17 protein-coding genes and 1 pseudogene are annotated in these 14,633 nt (G+C 69.0%); 10 read left to right on the top strand and 8 right to left on the bottom strand.

Features of this window, described 5'->3' with window-relative positions:
* Positions 1 to 4: 4 nt before the first annotated feature.
* Together E5671_RS06640 and E5671_RS06635 are read right to left on the bottom strand one after the other, a co-directional pair.
* On the bottom strand, positions 5 to 898 hold the full coding sequence (locus E5671_RS06640; protein WP_160502915.1) for a hypothetical protein: 894 nt from the start codon (positions 896 to 898) through the stop codon (positions 5 to 7).
* A 488-nt stretch (positions 899 to 1,386) separates the two neighbouring features.
* Positions 1,387 to 1,668: a hypothetical protein gene (locus E5671_RS06635; protein ID WP_160502914.1), complete on the bottom strand. Its 282-nt coding sequence runs from the start codon at positions 1,666 to 1,668 to the stop codon at positions 1,387 to 1,389.
* 100 nt (positions 1,669 to 1,768) lie between these two features.
* Here E5671_RS06635 and E5671_RS06630 point away from each other — a divergent pair, with 100 nt between their 5' ends.
* Positions 1,769 to 2,674, top strand: coding sequence for an oxygenase MpaB family protein (locus tag E5671_RS06630; protein WP_336605682.1), 906 nt, complete (start codon positions 1,769 to 1,771; stop codon positions 2,672 to 2,674).
* A 28-nt stretch (positions 2,675 to 2,702) separates the two neighbouring features.
* Here E5671_RS06630 and E5671_RS06625 read toward each other — a convergent pair whose 3' ends face one another.
* Entirely contained in the window at positions 2,703 to 3,224 is a 522-nt protein-coding gene (locus tag E5671_RS06625) for a PadR family transcriptional regulator (protein ID WP_160502913.1), read from the bottom strand.
* A gap of 102 nt (positions 3,225 to 3,326) precedes the next feature.
* Between E5671_RS06625 and E5671_RS06620 the strand changes: the two genes are divergently transcribed.
* Positions 3,327 to 4,082, top strand: coding sequence for an alpha/beta fold hydrolase (locus E5671_RS06620; RefSeq protein WP_160502912.1), 756 nt, complete (start codon positions 3,327 to 3,329; stop codon positions 4,080 to 4,082).
* 37 nt (positions 4,083 to 4,119) lie between these two features.
* Here the strand turns inward: E5671_RS06620 and E5671_RS06615 are convergent, their stop codons facing one another.
* Positions 4,120 to 4,719: a class I SAM-dependent methyltransferase gene (locus E5671_RS06615; RefSeq protein WP_160502911.1), complete on the bottom strand. Its 600-nt coding sequence runs from the start codon at positions 4,717 to 4,719 to the stop codon at positions 4,120 to 4,122.
* A 151-nt stretch (positions 4,720 to 4,870) separates the two neighbouring features.
* On the opposite strand from E5671_RS06615, the gene E5671_RS06610 reads away from it, so the two are divergent.
* The 5 genes from E5671_RS06610 to E5671_RS06590 all read left to right on the top strand — a co-directional run bounded on the left by E5671_RS06610 (position 4,871) and on the right by E5671_RS06590 (position 9,714).
* On the top strand, positions 4,871 to 5,644 hold the full coding sequence (locus E5671_RS06610) for an MHYT domain-containing protein (protein ID WP_160502910.1): 774 nt from the start codon (positions 4,871 to 4,873) through the stop codon (positions 5,642 to 5,644).
* Between the two features lie 67 nt (positions 5,645 to 5,711).
* Positions 5,712 to 8,264: a sensor histidine kinase gene (locus E5671_RS06605; RefSeq protein ID WP_160502909.1), complete on the top strand. Its 2,553-nt coding sequence runs from the start codon at positions 5,712 to 5,714 to the stop codon at positions 8,262 to 8,264.
* A complete protein-coding gene (locus E5671_RS06600) occupies positions 8,261 to 8,695 on the top strand; it encodes a roadblock/LC7 domain-containing protein (RefSeq protein WP_160502908.1) in 435 nt (144 codons plus the stop codon). The genes E5671_RS06605 and E5671_RS06600 overlap by 4 nt, the downstream gene beginning before the upstream one ends.
* 19 nt (positions 8,696 to 8,714) lie before the next feature.
* On the top strand, positions 8,715 to 9,128 hold the full coding sequence (locus E5671_RS06595) for a DUF742 domain-containing protein (RefSeq protein WP_160502907.1): 414 nt from the start codon (positions 8,715 to 8,717) through the stop codon (positions 9,126 to 9,128).
* On the top strand, positions 9,109 to 9,714 hold the full coding sequence (locus E5671_RS06590; RefSeq protein ID WP_160502906.1) for a GTP-binding protein: 606 nt from the start codon (positions 9,109 to 9,111) through the stop codon (positions 9,712 to 9,714). Before E5671_RS06595 ends, E5671_RS06590 begins: the two co-directional genes overlap by 20 nt.
* A gap of 43 nt (positions 9,715 to 9,757) precedes the next feature.
* On the opposite strand, the gene E5671_RS06585 is transcribed toward E5671_RS06590, so the two are convergent.
* A complete protein-coding gene (locus E5671_RS06585; RefSeq protein WP_160502905.1) occupies positions 9,758 to 10,186 on the bottom strand; it encodes a PPOX class F420-dependent oxidoreductase in 429 nt (142 codons plus the stop codon).
* A 94-nt stretch (positions 10,187 to 10,280) separates the two neighbouring features.
* Between E5671_RS06585 and E5671_RS06580 the strand changes: the two genes are divergently transcribed.
* Entirely contained in the window at positions 10,281 to 10,694 is a 414-nt protein-coding gene (locus tag E5671_RS06580; protein ID WP_160502904.1) for a roadblock/LC7 domain-containing protein, read from the top strand.
* A gap of 109 nt (positions 10,695 to 10,803) precedes the next feature.
* Positions 10,804 to 11,202, top strand: a pseudogene (locus E5671_RS06575) (DUF6397 family protein); the annotation flags it as partial.
* A 7-nt stretch (positions 11,203 to 11,209) separates the two neighbouring features.
* Here E5671_RS06575 and E5671_RS06570 read toward each other — a convergent pair.
* The 3 genes from E5671_RS06570 to E5671_RS06560 all read right to left on the bottom strand — a co-directional run bounded on the left by E5671_RS06570 (position 11,210) and on the right by E5671_RS06560 (position 13,712).
* Positions 11,210 to 12,634: a tyrosine-type recombinase/integrase gene (locus E5671_RS06570; RefSeq protein ID WP_160502903.1), complete on the bottom strand. Its 1,425-nt coding sequence runs from the start codon at positions 12,632 to 12,634 to the stop codon at positions 11,210 to 11,212.
* 21 nt (positions 12,635 to 12,655) lie between these two features.
* A complete protein-coding gene (locus E5671_RS06565; RefSeq protein ID WP_160502902.1) occupies positions 12,656 to 13,102 on the bottom strand; it encodes a hypothetical protein in 447 nt (148 codons plus the stop codon).
* Positions 13,103 to 13,259: 157 nt separating this feature from the next.
* Positions 13,260 to 13,712, bottom strand: coding sequence for a hypothetical protein (locus E5671_RS06560; protein ID WP_160502901.1), 453 nt, complete (start codon positions 13,710 to 13,712; stop codon positions 13,260 to 13,262).
* Positions 13,713 to 14,216: 504 nt separating this feature from the next.
* Here E5671_RS06560 and E5671_RS06555 point away from each other — a divergent pair.
* On the top strand, positions 14,217 to 14,549 hold the full coding sequence (locus tag E5671_RS06555; RefSeq protein WP_160502900.1) for a hypothetical protein: 333 nt from the start codon (positions 14,217 to 14,219) through the stop codon (positions 14,547 to 14,549).
* Positions 14,550 to 14,633 lie beyond the last annotated feature (84 nt).

Genomic DNA, 14,633 nt, shown 5'->3' with positions numbered 1-14,633 from the left:
GGGATCAGGCCGGGCGTACGGCCATCTTGTCGAGCGCGTCGAGGAGCCAGGGCAGTTCGGGCCCGCGGCCCACCGGCAGCACCTCTCCCGGCTCTTCGTCGAGCAGCACGAACGCGATGTCGTCGGTCCTGGCGACCATGGACCAGCCAGGACCGTCGGCACGCAGGGTGCGCGCCTCTCCGGAGGCGAACGACGACCGCACGCGGCCCAGGGGCGGCGGAGTGCTCACGTAGGCCCGTGCTTCTGCCAGCACGCGACGTACGCCGGTGAGCGGAGCCTGATCGGCATCAGCGTCGGCGTCAGTGGGGGCGTCCGCATCGGCCTTGGAAGGCTCGCCGCTCTCCTGGCCGGTGGTCTCGCCCTCCTGCGCCGGGTCCTCCTCGGCACTGTCGGTCAAGAAGTCCGCGTCGTCGATCTGCTCGCGCCACGCCGCCCACTGGAGCGCGATCTCGTCGGCGCCGAGCCGACGTTGAGCGGGGCCCCATGTGTCGGACTGTGGAGGTGAGAGCGGCTTCTGGTCCGCTTCCTCGGGCTCGGGGTCGTGGGGAGCGGGCACATTGGGCGCGGCGACGGCGACCGCGAGCGGCCAGCCTGGCAGCGCGGCGACCACCGTACGTTCGTCGAGCGACAGGTCGTACTCCATGCCGCAGTCCCAGGAGGCGATGGCGACGGCCACGAGGGACACGTCGTCGACCACGACGGTCCAGCGGGCGCCCGCACCGTCCTGACCGAGCACCAGACCGTAACCGGCGGCGAGCGGGGCGAGCCCCAGGGCCGCGCACGCCTCCGGATAGTCGTCGCCGAGGACACTCGGGAACTTCGCGGGTGTCAGCAGCACCGCGGTCAGCACGTACAGCGCGTCGTCCTCGGCGGCGACAGCGTCGTCCGTTCCGGCCATGCCAGCCTCCCCATCGCTTCATCCGTCGGCGCACCCTAACCACAGGTCAGCTTGATCGTCGAGGGGTGCGTGATCAGGAAGAGCGCTCGTACGCACCGGGAAACTCGCTCGTACGCCCACGTTCCGGACGCCTACGCTGGGTGTCATGCCCAGAGCCAGTTCGCACTTCGTCTGTCTGCCGTGCCGCGCTTCTTTCAAGAAGTCGGCCGACTACGGCCGCGTGCGTGCCGACATCTGCCCTCGGTGCGGAGGTCAGTTGCTCAACGCGGGCTCCGCGCTCGCCGTGCCCAAGCGCCGTGATACGGCTGCCTGGCGCGCCTTGAGCGCGGTCCTGCTCTCCGGGCTCCGTTTCCGGCAGGGCTGCTGCGGCGGCCCCGGATACCGCCCAGGCACCCCGCGCGAGGTCCGAGAACGCCTCGCGCACGCGGCCGAGACAGGCAACCCCCTCCACGAGGCACTGGCCTGCCCCGATCCCACGCACACGGACGTCAGGCGGCAGGCAGGCCGAGGAGCGTACGCGCCACGTCCGTCGGAGACTCGTCGCGTTCCCGGGCCAGGGCGATGAGCGCTCGGCAGGCGAGTTCGCTCACACCGAAGGACAGAGCCTCCGGCGACACCCAGCCCGTCGCTTCGTCCTGGCGGTCCTGGTCGTCCTCGGCGCACGCCGCCACGTAGACGGCAGCCGCCTCGAAGAGATTGTGCGGGCGCTCCTCCTTCTTGACGCGAACAGCTTCGTCCGAGCGCCACAGCTTGCGGAGCTTGTCGAACATGTGGGCCACCTTCCCCCGGTTGTGGTTGCCGCTGATGATCACTCATCTGTTGTACCCCAACGTAGAGTTGGAGCTCCGGCGACAGAAGGGGGACGGTGCGGTGAAGCGTTATGACCGGCTCAAGGAGATTCGGCGTCTCGACCCGGAGAAGGACGCCCTGACGATCTACCGGCTCACCGCGACGTACGAGTTCCCCTGGGATTACACCCGCGCTCTCGAGCTTGCGCTCTACCGCACCTACGCCGTGCCCAGCATCGGTCGGCTCCTCGCCGAGACCGCGGAACTGACGGACCGTACGCAGAAGCGGTACGACGACACGGCCCTGCTCCTGGACACCGTCGTGGAGCACGGCTTCGGTACGGACGAAGGACGCACCGCGATCCGTCGTATCAATCAGATGCATCGCAGCTACGACATCAGCAATGAAGACATGCGCTACGTGCTGTGCACGTTCGTGGTGATGCCCAAGCGCTGGATCGACGCCTACGGATGGCGCAAGCTGTCACGCCACGAGACGACTGCGGCGGCTGTCTATTACCGCACCCTGGGGCGGCATATGGGGATCCAGGACGTACCGGACTCCTACGAAGCCTTCGAGGAGTGTCTCGATGCCTACGAAGAGGCCCACTTCGCGTGGGACGAGGGCGCGCGCAAGGTCTCCGACGCGACCCTCGACCTCATGGCCTCCTGGTACCCGCGTCCTCTGGCGCCCGTGTTGCGTGCCTCGACCCTCGCGCTGCTCGACGAGCCCCTTCTGCGCGCCTTCCGCTACGAACCGCCCAGCTCCGCCGCCCGCACGCTGGTCAGGCGCGCGGTGCGGTTGCGCGGCCGTGCCGTGCGCCTGATGCCGCCCCGTAACGCACCGCACTACGCCCGGCAGAACTGGGAGATCAAGAGCTACCCGAAGGGGTACCGGGTCGGCGAGCTCGGCACGTTCCCGGTGCCCGGCGTCCGGGGCTGCCCGGTGGCGCACACGGACGAGTCGGCGGCCACCTCAGCGGAGTGAGCTCAACTTCAGCGCAATGAACTCAACTTCAGCGCAGTGAATCCAACGTCGTCCGCAGCCAGGCGAGTTCCGCGCGGCTCGTCGCGCGGGCGATGGTGAGGATGCCACGTCGGAACGGGTCGTCCAGGTCCTCGGCGCCCAGCGGCCGTTCACCGTCGTAGAAGAAGCTGGCAGGCTCCTCGAGGAACGCCAGGCGGCGCTCGAGAACGCCGGCCTGGGCTGCCTTGTCGTCGACGTGGCGAAGGAATGCGAGGACCGTGAACCAGCGGTTCTCATCGGTGATGTCGGCCTGCTGAGGCTCCGTGAGCCTGCGGCGCAGCTCGCTCCGGCCCTCCGCGGTGAGGTTCAGGACATGGCGCGGGGCCGCCACGGAGCCGGGCTGCGTCTGGCGGGCCAGCAGGCCGGCCTTCTCCAGCCGTTTGATGGCGGGGTACAGCGTGCTCTCCGCGACCGGTCGTACGTGCCCGGTCAGGGCGGTGATGCGCTTGCGCAGCTCATAACCGTGCAGGGGTGCGTCGTAGAGGAATCCGAGGATGGCCAGTTCGAGCATGCCGTGCATTCTGCCGCACCAGCGGGGTACCTCCCACTCGTAATACATCGGTGCCGATGTATTCTCCTTCAGGAGCCAGGGCAGGCGAGTGAGGGAGTGGCGATGCGACAGGCACAGTTCGACGCGCAGGGCAGCTGTGTCCGCTGGACGGAGAGCGAAGGATCGAACCCGGCCCGGGTGTACGTGCACGGGCTCGGCGCGGCGTCGACGGTCTATCACGCGCACATCGCGGCCAGGCCCGAACTGAGCGGACGCCGGTCGCTCTTCGTCGACCTGCCGGGCCACGGCATCAGCGACCGCCCGGCGGATTTCGGCTACTCCCTGGAGGAACACGCCGACGCTCTGGCCACGGCGCTGGACGAGGCCCAGGTGACCGGAGCGGAGATCGTCGCGCACAGCATGGGCGGCTCCGTCGCCATCGTGCTCGCGCACCGCCGGAGCGACCTGGTGTCACGACTGGTCCTCACCGAGGCCAACCTCGACCCCAACCCGGCCGTGACGGCGGGCAGCAGCGGCATCGCGGCCTACGAAGAGGAGGACTTCGTGGCCGACGGCCACGCGCGCGTGCTCGACAAGATCGGCCCCCTGTGGGCGGCGACCATGCGGCTCGCCGACCCTCGCGCCTTGCACCGCAGCGCGACAGGACTTGTGAGAGGTACGCAGCCCACGATGCGCGCGATGCTCATGGAGCTGCCCGTGGAGCGGGTCTTCTTGCAGGGAGCGCGGAGCGGGGAACTCATGGGTGCGGACGAGCTGATGGCATCCGGGGTACGAGTGGTGACCGTGCCGAAGGCGGGGCACAACGTCATGTTCGAGAACCCGGAGGTGTTCGCCTCCGCCGTCGCCGGACGCCAGTGATCAGCCCCCTGGGGGCGTGCAGCCAGCCCCGGGGGGCCTAGCCCTCTCGTACGGCCAGAGCGAGGAACCGCGCGTCCTCGTCGACGTACGACGTCAGTTGCCAGCCCGCACCGGCGAGCAACGGGCGAAGGTTCGCCTCGGCCCGCAGATCGTCCGGGGTGATCTGTCGGCCCTGTCGCGCGGCCAGCGCCGCCCGGCCGATGGGGTGGAAAAGGGCGAGGGACCCTCCGGGGCGTACGACACGCCTCAACTCCCGCAGGTTCTCCGCCGGATCGGGCAGATGGGAGATCAGCCCCGCGCCGAACACGGCGTCGAGTACCGCGTCGCGCACCGGGAGCCGGGTCACGTCCGCGAGCAGGAGCTGCCCTTCGCGGTGTCTGCCCGCCCGTGTGGCTGCCTCCAGCATGGCGGGAGTCAGATCGACCCCGAGTACGACTCCGGAGGGCCCTACGGCCTCCCTGAGCGCGGGCAGCGCACGTCCGGTGCCACACCCGGCGTCGAGGACGCGGTCGCCGGGGCGCAGGCCGAGTTCGGACGCGGCCGCCCGATAGGCGGGCCCGTCATCGGGGAACCGGGTGTCCCAGTCGGCCGCTCGGGCGGAGAAGAAGTCACGGACACGCGTGTGGTCATCGCTCATGTGGCCATGATTGCTCAACGACTCGCATGCGCGCTGGGGGCACACGTTCGAGCGTGACGCGATCGTTCAGGACCCTCTCTCTGTCATATTCCAACACCTTTCGAACTGCGCCCCCGTTGTGCGCCCCTGTCCGGACTAGCGTCCCGGAGCCATGGGACACCTGGACCACGCCACCTTCGGATGGCTGACCCCCGTGCTGTCGTACGCGATGGCCTGTATCGGCGCCGCTCTCGGGCTGCGCTGCACCGTCCGTGCGCTCGGCGCCACGGGCGCGTCACGCCGCAACTGGCTCATCACCGCGGCCTCCGCCATCGGCACGGGCATCTGGACGATGCACTTCGTGGCCATGCTCGGCTTCGGAGTCACCGGCACCGAGATCCACTACAACGTGCCCCTGACGATCCTGAGCCTCATCGTCGCCATGGCCGTCGTCGGAGTCGGTGTCTTCGCCGTCGGCTACGGCCGTGATCGTGGGCGTGCGCTCGCGCTCGGCGGGCTCACCACCGGGCTCGGCGTCGCGAGCATGCACTACCTGGGCATGGCCGCGCTGCGGCTGCACGGCGACGTGCGCTACGACCCCGTGCTGGTCGGCCTCTCCGTGGTCATCGCCGTCGTCGCCGCGACCGCGGCCCTGTGGGCGGCGCTCAACATCAAGTCGCCGCTCGCGGTCGCCGTCGCGTCACTTGTCATGGGCGGGGCGGTGAGCAGCATGCACTACACCGGAATGCTGGCCGTGAGCGTGCGGGTCACCGAGTCGGGTGCGGCACTGCCCGGCGCGACGACCATGCAGTTCATCTTCCCCCTCGCGGTCGGCCTCGGGTCCTATCTCTTCCTGACCTCGGCGTTCGTCGCGCTCTCCCCGACCTCGGGGGAGCGTGAGGCCTCCGTGGCGGCCCAGCGACCGGTGGAGCGTGCCGCCCCGTAGCGGCGCACCCGGACCGGTTCACGGTCGGGCGGACACACGCCCCGAAATCTTTCCGAGCGAGGAGGCCATGCGTACACCCCGTAGGACCCCCGACCCGGCCGACGGCATAGCGCCGCCGAAGCCCGGGGCCCCGGCACGCGGTCGACGCGCACACGCGGGACCGCCCGCCGACGAACGGCCCGACGCGGAAGCCCCCGTGGAGCCCGGACCGCTGACGCACCCCGCGTCGCGCGAGCGCTCGTGGTGGCCGCGCCCTCGTACCGTACGAGCCAAGATCGTGTGCCTCCTGATGGTGCCGGTCGTCTCCCTGCTCGGGCTGTGGGGGTACGCCACGGTCAGCACGGCCCAAGACGTCGCGCACCTCAGGCAGTTGCAGCGCGCCGACACAGAGGTGCGCGGCCCCGTCGACACGGCCATCGCCGCACTGCAGGCCGAGCGTGTGGCAGCCGTGCGCTACGCGACCGAGCCCGCCCCCGACCGTGGCAGCGAACTCAAGAGGCAGGCGGAACGCACCGACCGCGCGGTGGCGAAGCTGCGGCGGGGCGAGGGCCGGACGGTCGCCGACGGCGCCGATCTGCCCACCGGCGTGGCGTCCAGGCTTACGTCGTTCGTCTCCGCGGCCGAGGGCCTGAGCACGTTGCGGACCGACGTGCTCGGCCGGCGCACGGGCTGGGACGCGACCTACGGCCAGTACACGAAGACCATCTCGGCCGCCTTCGGGGTCGGCGGCGCACTCACCGGCGTCCAGGACGCCCAGCTCGGCTCCGACGCGCGCGTGCTGCTCGAATTCTCCAGGGCCGCCGAGATGCTGGCGCGCGAGGACGCAGTCGTGTCCAGCGCCCGGCTCGACGGCTCCCTGGACGGCGAGCGACTGCGGCAGTTCACCGGAGCCGTCGACACCCGTCGGACCCTGACCGACGCGACGGTGGCGGATCTGCGCGGACCCGAACGAGCAGCCTGGCAGGACCTCGTGGAGGGAAGCGCGTACGCCGATGTGCGCGCCGTCGAGGACAAGGTGCTCGTCGCACCACCGGGCCGCGAAGCCGCCGACGCGTCATCGGCCGCCGCGTGGGACAGGTCCCACGCGGCCATACGGGACGAGCTGCGCGCGATCGACGTGGGCGCGAGCCGCAGCGCCGCCGACCGGGCCGACCCGTTCACCCGCGGGTTGCTCACACCGGCGGGCGCCGCCGTGCTGCTCGGGCTCGTGGCCGTCGCCGCCTCACTGGTCATCTCCGTACGCATCGGGCGAGGTCTGGTCGTCGAGCTGGTGAGCCTGCGCAACGGCGCGCTGGAGATCGCCCGCCACAAGCTTCCACACGCCATGCGGAGGCTGCGCGCCGGCGAGGAGATCGACATCCACGCCGAAGCACCACCCGGCCCGCCCACCGAGGACGAGACGGGACAGGTCTATGAGGCGCTCGGCACGGTGCACCGGGCGGCCCTGAGCGCCGCCATCGAGCGCGCCGAACTCGCCAGCGGCATCTCAGGCGTCTTCGTCAACCTCGCCCGAAGGAGCCAGGTTCTCGTCCACCGCCAGCTCAGCCTCCTCGACAGCATGGAGCGCAGGGCGGACGACCCGAACGAACTCAGCGACCTCTTCCGGCTCGACCACCTCACCACCCGGATGAGGCGGCATGCCGAGAGCCTGATCATCCTCTCCGGGGCCGCGCCGGGGCGCGCCTGGCGCCTGCCCGTCTCGCTGACGAACGTCGTCCGTGCGGCCGTCTCCGAAGTCGAGGACTACGCGCGCGTGGAGGTACGACAACTCCCCGCAGCCGCGGTCGTCGGCACCGCCGTGGCCGACCTCACCCACCTCCTGGCCGAACTCGTGGAGAACGCCGCCCAGTTCTCGCCACCCCACACCAAGGTGCGGGTCAACGGCGAACCCGTCGGCAACGGCTACGCCCTGGAGATCGAGGACCGTGGCCTCGGCATGGGCGCGGAGACCCTGGCCGAGGCCAACTGCCGCATCGAGCAGTCCGAAGCACTCGACCTGTTCGACAGCGACCAACTGGGCCTCTTCGTGGTCAGCAGGCTCGCCGCCCGGCACGGGATCAAAGTGCACCTCCGCACGTCCCCCTACGGCGGCACCACCGCGGTCGTCCTCCTGCCCACCGCACTGCTGCAGAGCACCACGCCGGAGAGCCCCGGAGCCCACACCATGGAACGTGACCGCGAACAGAACGGGCACGCGCGCGTACCCGATGCCGCACCGATGAACGGCAACTCCGTGCCTGCTCCGGCCCCCCGCCCCGCACTGGCCGCGTCGACGGAGACCCCCGCGGCGACACCCCCGGGCGTCACCGCTCTCCGCCTGCACAAGCCCCCGGACTCGGAACCCGACAGCGTCCCGGAGCCCTCGGACGACCTCCCGCGCCGCGTGCGCCAGGCCAGCCTGGCCCCCCAACTGCGCGAGCGACCCCGCGACGACGCGGCCGGATCCGTGAGCGTCCGCGAAGACACCGAACGCAGCCCCGAAGAGGCACGGGACCGCATGTCCGCCTACCGCGACGGCTGGGCCCGCGGCGGCGGCCGCCGACCGGGCATCGTCGGCGCGGTCCCCGACATCCCAGGGGCCGCCCCGGCCAGTGACAGCACCGAAGGAGATCACGCATGATCCAGGATCAGAGCATCACCGCCGGCAGGGCCGGCGAACTCGACTGGCTGCTCGATGACTTGGTGCTGCGCGTCGGTGAGGTACGGCACGCCGTGGTGCTCTCCAACGACGGACTCGCCGTCGGCGCCTCGACCGCCCTCACCCGAGAGGACGCCGAACACCTCGCCGCGGTCGCCTCCGGGTTCCACAGCCTCGCCAAAGGTGCGGGCCGGCACTTCGGGGCCGGGGGAGTGCGCCAGACCATGGTCGAGATGGACGACGGCTTCCTGTTCGTGGCAGCGGCGGGTGACGGCTCCTGCCTCGCCGTACTCAGCTCCGTGACCGCGGACATCGGCCTGGTCGCCTACGAGATGGCACGCCTGGTCAAACGGGTGGGCGAGCATCTCTACACGCCACCGCGCTTCGCGGCGCAGCCGCCGGCCGTCGGATGACACAGGGCGGTCGACGCAGATGACCGAGGACAGGAGCGGCGTCCCGCGCGACGCGGGCAGCCAGTGGTACGACAACGAGGCCGGACCACTGGTCCGTCCCTACGCGATGACGGGCGGAAGGACCCGGCCGGGCCCCCAAGGAGTGCGCTTCGATCTGATCGCACTCGTCGCGCTGGACGAGAACGCACCGGGCCCCGGGGACGACACCGCACTCGGTCCGGAACACCGGTCGCTCATCGAACTGTGCCGCACCGAGACCCAGTCGGTCGCCGAGCTCGCGGCCGACGCCGATCTGCCCGTGGGCGTGGTCAGGGTGCTGCTCGGAGACCTGCTGGAAATGGGCTGCGTGAAGGTGAACCGACCCGTGCCACCCGCACAGCTACCCGACGAGAAGATCCTGCGAGAGGTGATCGATGGGCTCCGAGCGCTCTGACGCCGACGGCGGCGACACGACCGCCATGGCGTTGAAGATTCTGGTCGCGGGCGGCTTCGGGGTGGGCAAGACCACCCTGGTCGGTGCCGTCAGCGAGATCCGCCCGCTGCGCACCGAGGAACTCCTCAGCGAGGCGGGCCAGTCGGTGGACGACACCGGCGGAGTCGACCGCAAGACCACGACGACCGTCGCCATGGACTTCGGCCGCATCACCATCAGGTCGGGCCTGTCGCTGTACCTCTTCGGTACGCCTGGACAGGACCGTTTCTGGTTCCTGTGGGACGAGTTGTCCCAGGGCGCGCTCGGTGCCGTCGTCCTCGCGGACACCCGACGGCTCGAGGACTGCTTCCCCGCCGTCGACTACTTCGAGCACCGGCACATCCCGTTCGTGGTGGCCGTCAACTGCTTCGCGACCGCTCGTACGTACGGTGCACATGAAGTGTCACGGGCCCTGGACCTCGACCGCGGCACCCCCGTGGTGCTGTGCGACGCACGGGACCGCGATTCGGGAAAGGAGGTGCTGATACGTCTGGTCGAGTACGCCGGGCGGATGCATACCGCCCGGCTGCTCGACACGGTGGGCTGAGGACAGCCGTTGGGCTGAGCGCAGCCGTTGGGCAGAGGTGTGGTCAGTCGGCGACGCCGCCGTGAGCGATCACCTTGTCGATCTTGACGCGCACGAGCAGCTCACCGGGCACGCCATTGCGCTCGCCGAACTCCTCGGCGCGCCCCTCACCCATGTAGCGGGCGCCGAGCCGGGCAGCCCAGTGCCGCACCTGGTCGAGATCGTCGATCAGTCGTGCCTGCCCTTGAATCACCACGAACGCGAACGGAGGCCTGTCGTCGTCCACACAAAGGGCGACGCGCCCGTCCCGCGCCAGGTTCCGTCCCTTGACGGTCTCTGCCCCGGTGTTGAACACCAGCTCGTCCCCGTCCAACAGGAACCAGATCGGTGCGATATGTGGGCTGCCGTCCGCCCGGACGGTCGACAGCTTGCCGGTACGGGTGCCCTGCGAGACGAAAGCCCGCCACTGGTCCTCGGTCATCTTCTGTGCCATGTCCTCATCATGCTTGCCGGAGGGCCGATGGTGGGGAAGGCTGGCAGGTCAGTTCCTTCAGCCAGGGGGAACAGAAAAGCGGGGAGACGGGAACATGGTGCAGAACACGGGCCTCGGTTGGCTGCTCGACGACCTGACCAAGCGCATGGAGCCCGTACGGCACGCGTTGGTGCTGTCCAACGACGGCCTGGTGACCGGCGCGAGCTCCGAGCTGAAGCGCGAGGACGCGGAACACCTGGCCGCGGTTTCGTCGGGCCTGCACAGCTTGGCCAAGGGCTCGGGGCGGCACTTCCGTGCGGGCAGCGTCCGCCAGACGATGATCGAGTTCGACGACGCGGTGCTGTTCGTCACGGCGGCAGGCGACGGCAGTTGCCTGTGCGTTCTCAGCTCCGCGGAGGCGGACATCGGTCAGGTCGCGTACGAGATGACACTCCTCGTCAATCGTGTCGGCGAGCATCTCGGCGTGGGTGCCCGGCAGCCGGAACGGATACCGGTCGTAGACCTCTGACCAGCTGAAACGTCGGCGTGTCGAGAGTTATCCACAGGCTCGACGCGGATCGCGTTGATCGCGCTACGGTTTTCCCGAGAGCAAAGACGCCTCACGGGGGAGAACCACCATGACAGGTCACACGATCACGCAGGAAACCGCTGACACGGCAGCGCGGACACCGGTCACGCAGAGCCGAGCAGCACGAGAACTGGGGCTGAAACGCGGCGAGTTCGAGCTCGCCGTGATGCTGGGACGCATCCACACCGTCAGCGACACAGGCGGGGGACGGCGCCGCGTCGCACGCGAGGAGATCGAGCGCGTCCGTGCCGGGGACGGCTTTCCCGAGGCATGGCTGGAGAGCATCAGAGCCGTGGGGACCACGGAGGGCGCGGCTCTCATGGACATCTCCACGGCCCGGTTCACCCGGCTCACACGCGCGGGCTTCGTCACGCCGGTGAAGTTCTACCTCAATCGCTACCGAGCGGTGGTCTGGCTGTATCTGGCCGAAGAGCTGAAGCATTTCGCCGAGAAGCTCAGGCCGCCTGTTCTCCCTGCTCAACGCTAGGACGCGGGCCCTCGGGCTCAACTTGAGGGGCGGCAGAAGGACCCTCGGGAAACGTGCCGTCAACGTCGGATTCAGTGACCTGGGGAGCGCCTGGGGAGAACGCCGGGGAATCCGATCCGCTCGCGAACCAGGCGTCCATTGCCTGCCGTCCGCGGCCGTCAGCTTCGGGCAGGAAGTGCCCGTACACCTTCAGCGTGATCGCGGCATCTGCGTGACCGAGCCACTTCGAGACTGCCACGGGATTCTCCCGCGCGTCCAGCTGCACGCTGGCGAACGTATGCCGCAGGCAGTGGAAGCCGTGCTCGTGCGCGGCATCGTAGACGAGCCGGTTCCCGCGCCCGGTCTTGCGCTCCCTCTTCTCCGGAGCCGGAATGACCCCCACCGCGGCGAGGGCCCGTTTCCAGTAGTGCTCGTTCCACATGTTCGCGCGCACCGCGGAGTTGTTGCGGTTGGTCACCAGCAACCGGTGCGTCTGCGGCGCACGCTCCCTGGCCTCCACCTTGGTCAGGGGCGGCCGTGGATCCTTCCAAGCCAGCGTCACAGCCTGCGCCGGGTAGGCGGCAACGTGCTCCTTGATGCGGGCCACGAGATGGCCAGGGACGGGCACGGTGCGGGTCTTGTTCCCCTTGGGCAGCGAGTACACCAGCTTCCCGCCCACGCTACGGACCTGTCGATTTACGTGGATGACACCGCCCTCAAGGTCTACGTCGTCGATGGAAAGGCCAAGCGACTCACCGTGACGGAGGCCGGCGCCTGCGCCGATGTCCACAAGGATCCGGTACTGCGCGGGCAGAGCCGCCTGTACGGCGCTGACGCGTTCGCGGGTCCACGCACGTGCCTTGTTCTGCGGCTTGGCCGGCGCCTTGATGCTCTTGGCCCGGCAGGGGTTCTTGGGGATGCGTTCGTCGTCGACGGCGCAATCAAGGATGTTGTTGAGGTACTGCCATACGGGTACAGCGGTGCCGGGGGAGATGACGCCTTCGAGGTCCTTGAGCCACATCCGGAGGGTGTCGACCTTGATCTGCCGTAGCGGCAGACTGCCGAGGAAGGGGAGGATCTGGTTGCGGACCCTGCGACTAACGGTTTCCAGGGTCGCGGGGTCCCCGGTGCGGCTTAGCCACCAGTGCTCCTCGACGTACTTGCGCAGCAGGATGTTGCCGTCGCGCGGATCGATGAACTCGCCCTTGGCGCTGTCACTCTGAGCGTCGGCGAGCCAGGATTTCGCGGCTGCGAGCTGCTTGTCAGGGAAGGACCGGGCGCGCACCCCGGGGATTCCGGTGACCTTGTAGCGCTTGCCCTGACCGTAACGGTCAGTCGGCTCTCGCGTCGCCTTGCCCGTCTCGGGATCGGGCGGCCCCTTCTTGTACCAGCGGTCTTCGATGTACCCCGGCATGCGACCCCCTCGAACGAGCCGTCAGGCGGCGACAGTCTCAGGGGAATCCATCGTGACGATCTCCCCCCGCCACAGCTGGAACCAGCATCCCCCCGCCAAGAACTCTTCGATGGCGGGATTGAGGACCTGCACGAACCGCTCGACAGTTGCGGTAGGGGAGATGTGCAGGGCGACCAGCCCCCGCAGCTCACGTATCTCCAGCAGGGGCGCTGGCCGGAGGCGCGACACCTCGAAGGTGCAGCTGAGCGGGCTGCCGGGCGTGGAGGCCGAGATGACCTCGCCTTCCCAGATCTGATACCACTCCGCCTGGGAAAGGAAGTCGCTGAGCGTGCGGTTGAGGGAGGGGATGAACTCGCTGGGCTGTGCCTGCCGGGCGACGGAGATCTCTACGAGCCCACGGTCTTCCCGCCAGTCGGACACCTTGCCGTTCGCAAGGTCAGTTGCGGCTCTGTACACGACGCGCAGCATGGGAACCTCCCGACGATCGGTACACGTGTGGCCTGGAGGTCGCATGTGTACGGGTGTGGAAGGTTACGACCCGCAAGCAGTCGTAGACAATCGGTTGTGGAAAATAGCGACTTGCGGTCTTTGCCGATCAACTCGCAGATTCGCGCCGACTGCTGTGCTATTCCTCTCGGCGTGCCCGCTCGTCGGCCTCGATCATCGCGAGCCAGCGCTTCTGTTCCTGCTCCGGCATGCCGCCTAGGTGGCCGAGGATGATGCGCACCGTGCCGCCGTAGCCGACGAGTTCGGTGGCGCGGTAGTCCAGCCACTGCTCGGCGGCGGCTGCCTTGATGCGGTCCTCGGACTTTCCGAGCGCTGCGGCGATGGCGCCGATCTGGATCGGGCTGGGTGCCGCGGCCGGGGGGTTCTTGACGAGTTTCTGGAAGTACTGCCAGGAGATTTTGGTTTTGGTCGTGGGGTCGATCGCGGCTTTGCCGAGTTCCCTCAGGCTCTTGCCTCTGTCGAGGGCTTCTTGGATGAGTTGGGAGAGTGCGCCTGCGGGGGAGGGGTCGGCCGCGCCGGGGTCCGGGGCGTTGGCCGGGGCCGTCATGTCCTCGTGGTCCTCTCGGTTCACTCTTGCACCTGCTGTTTCTGTCTGTGGGGGCGGACGTCGGGAAAATAGCAGGTCAGCCCGTACAACCATCCCCGTTTGTAGACGGATCGTCTACAGATCGATGCTATCCAGCCGGAAAGTTTGCCGATACTCGACATTGGGGTGACCCAATCTGTAGACACAGTGACTACGGGGGTGCTCTACTGGAACCAGTCAAAGCCACTCCGTACCACTGGAGATCCACTTGAGTCAGGCCCGCTATCCACTGAAAAGCCCCGCGATCTTCAAGTGGGCCATGGAGAACCCCGCCAGCGGAATCCCCTACTCGGTACGGAAGCTGGCTGCCGCCAGCGGGTGCGACGCAGGAACCATCCAGAAGCTGCGCGACGGAAAGCAGCAGACCGTGAGCGTCCGAGACGCCCACGCCCTCGCGGAGGCCACGGGCTACCCCCTCCTCGGTCTCTTCATGCCCCCAGTGACGCTAAATCGCGTCACATCGACTACGGATCAAGGACAGGAGTAGCCGTGCCGCGTACCCCCCAGTACGACCGACCGGCCCCGCCCGGATACGTCTACGCCGACGAGGCCTCACGCCTCACCGGGCGCGCCATCGAAACCCTCTATAAGGACCGGCAGAAGAAGCCCGAGGACAACACGGGTCCTGAGTCGGAAACGCTCAACCGGAAGGCCGTCTGGAGCCTCACCGCCATCGACGAATGGCTGGCAGAGCAGATGAGCCCGCGACCCAGCGCCGAGCGCGAAGCGGAGAACCGGCCGCCGGAGCCCCGCAGGCCGCGCAAGAAGGTCGCCGCCCGGACTTCGAAGCGTTCCGCCGCCGCGTTCGACCCCGCCGCCTAGAGCGGCTTGCGGCCCCAACCGCCGGGGGCCTAAGCCCGGCAGCCAGGGCCTCTGAGGAACTCCCTCACCTGCATCCACGTGCAA

It is taken from the genome of Streptomyces sp. BA2, assembly GCF_009769735.1.
Lineage (GTDB): Bacteria > Actinomycetota > Actinomycetes > Streptomycetales > Streptomycetaceae > Streptomyces.
The sequence above is the reverse complement of the archived record's forward strand: the minus strand, read 5'-3'. Positions and strand labels throughout refer to the sequence as shown.

Excerpts from the sequence above, each read along its gene's own strand:
- E5671_RS06635 (WP_160502914.1), bottom strand. The coding sequence starts at position 1,668 with ATGTTCGACAAGCTCCGCAAGCTGTGGCGCTCGGACGAAGCTGTTCGC.
- E5671_RS06640 (WP_160502915.1), bottom strand. The coding sequence starts at position 898 with ATGGCCGGAACGGACGACGCTGTCGCCGCCGAGGACGACGCGCTGTAC.
- E5671_RS06580 (WP_160502904.1), top strand. The coding sequence starts at position 10,281 with ATGGTGCAGAACACGGGCCTCGGTTGGCTGCTCGACGACCTGACCAAG.
- E5671_RS06605 (WP_160502909.1), top strand. The coding sequence starts at position 5,712 with ATGCGTACACCCCGTAGGACCCCCGACCCGGCCGACGGCATAGCGCCG.
- E5671_RS06570 (WP_160502903.1), bottom strand. The coding sequence starts at position 12,634 with ATGCCGGGGTACATCGAAGACCGCTGGTACAAGAAGGGGCCGCCCGAT.
- E5671_RS06615 (WP_160502911.1), bottom strand. The coding sequence starts at position 4,719 with ATGAGCGATGACCACACGCGTGTCCGTGACTTCTTCTCCGCCCGAGCG.
- E5671_RS06625 (WP_160502913.1), bottom strand. The coding sequence starts at position 3,224 with ATGCTCGAACTGGCCATCCTCGGATTCCTCTACGACGCACCCCTGCAC.
- E5671_RS06620 (WP_160502912.1), top strand. The coding sequence starts at position 3,327 with ATGCGACAGGCACAGTTCGACGCGCAGGGCAGCTGTGTCCGCTGGACG.
- E5671_RS06600 (WP_160502908.1), top strand. The coding sequence starts at position 8,261 with ATGATCCAGGATCAGAGCATCACCGCCGGCAGGGCCGGCGAACTCGAC.
- E5671_RS06590 (WP_160502906.1), top strand. The coding sequence starts at position 9,109 with ATGGGCTCCGAGCGCTCTGACGCCGACGGCGGCGACACGACCGCCATG.
- E5671_RS06565 (WP_160502902.1), bottom strand. The coding sequence starts at position 13,102 with ATGCTGCGCGTCGTGTACAGAGCCGCAACTGACCTTGCGAACGGCAAG.
- E5671_RS06585 (WP_160502905.1), bottom strand. The coding sequence starts at position 10,186 with ATGGCACAGAAGATGACCGAGGACCAGTGGCGGGCTTTCGTCTCGCAG.
- E5671_RS06595 (WP_160502907.1), top strand. The coding sequence starts at position 8,715 with ATGACCGAGGACAGGAGCGGCGTCCCGCGCGACGCGGGCAGCCAGTGG.
- E5671_RS06610 (WP_160502910.1), top strand. The coding sequence starts at position 4,871 with ATGGGACACCTGGACCACGCCACCTTCGGATGGCTGACCCCCGTGCTG.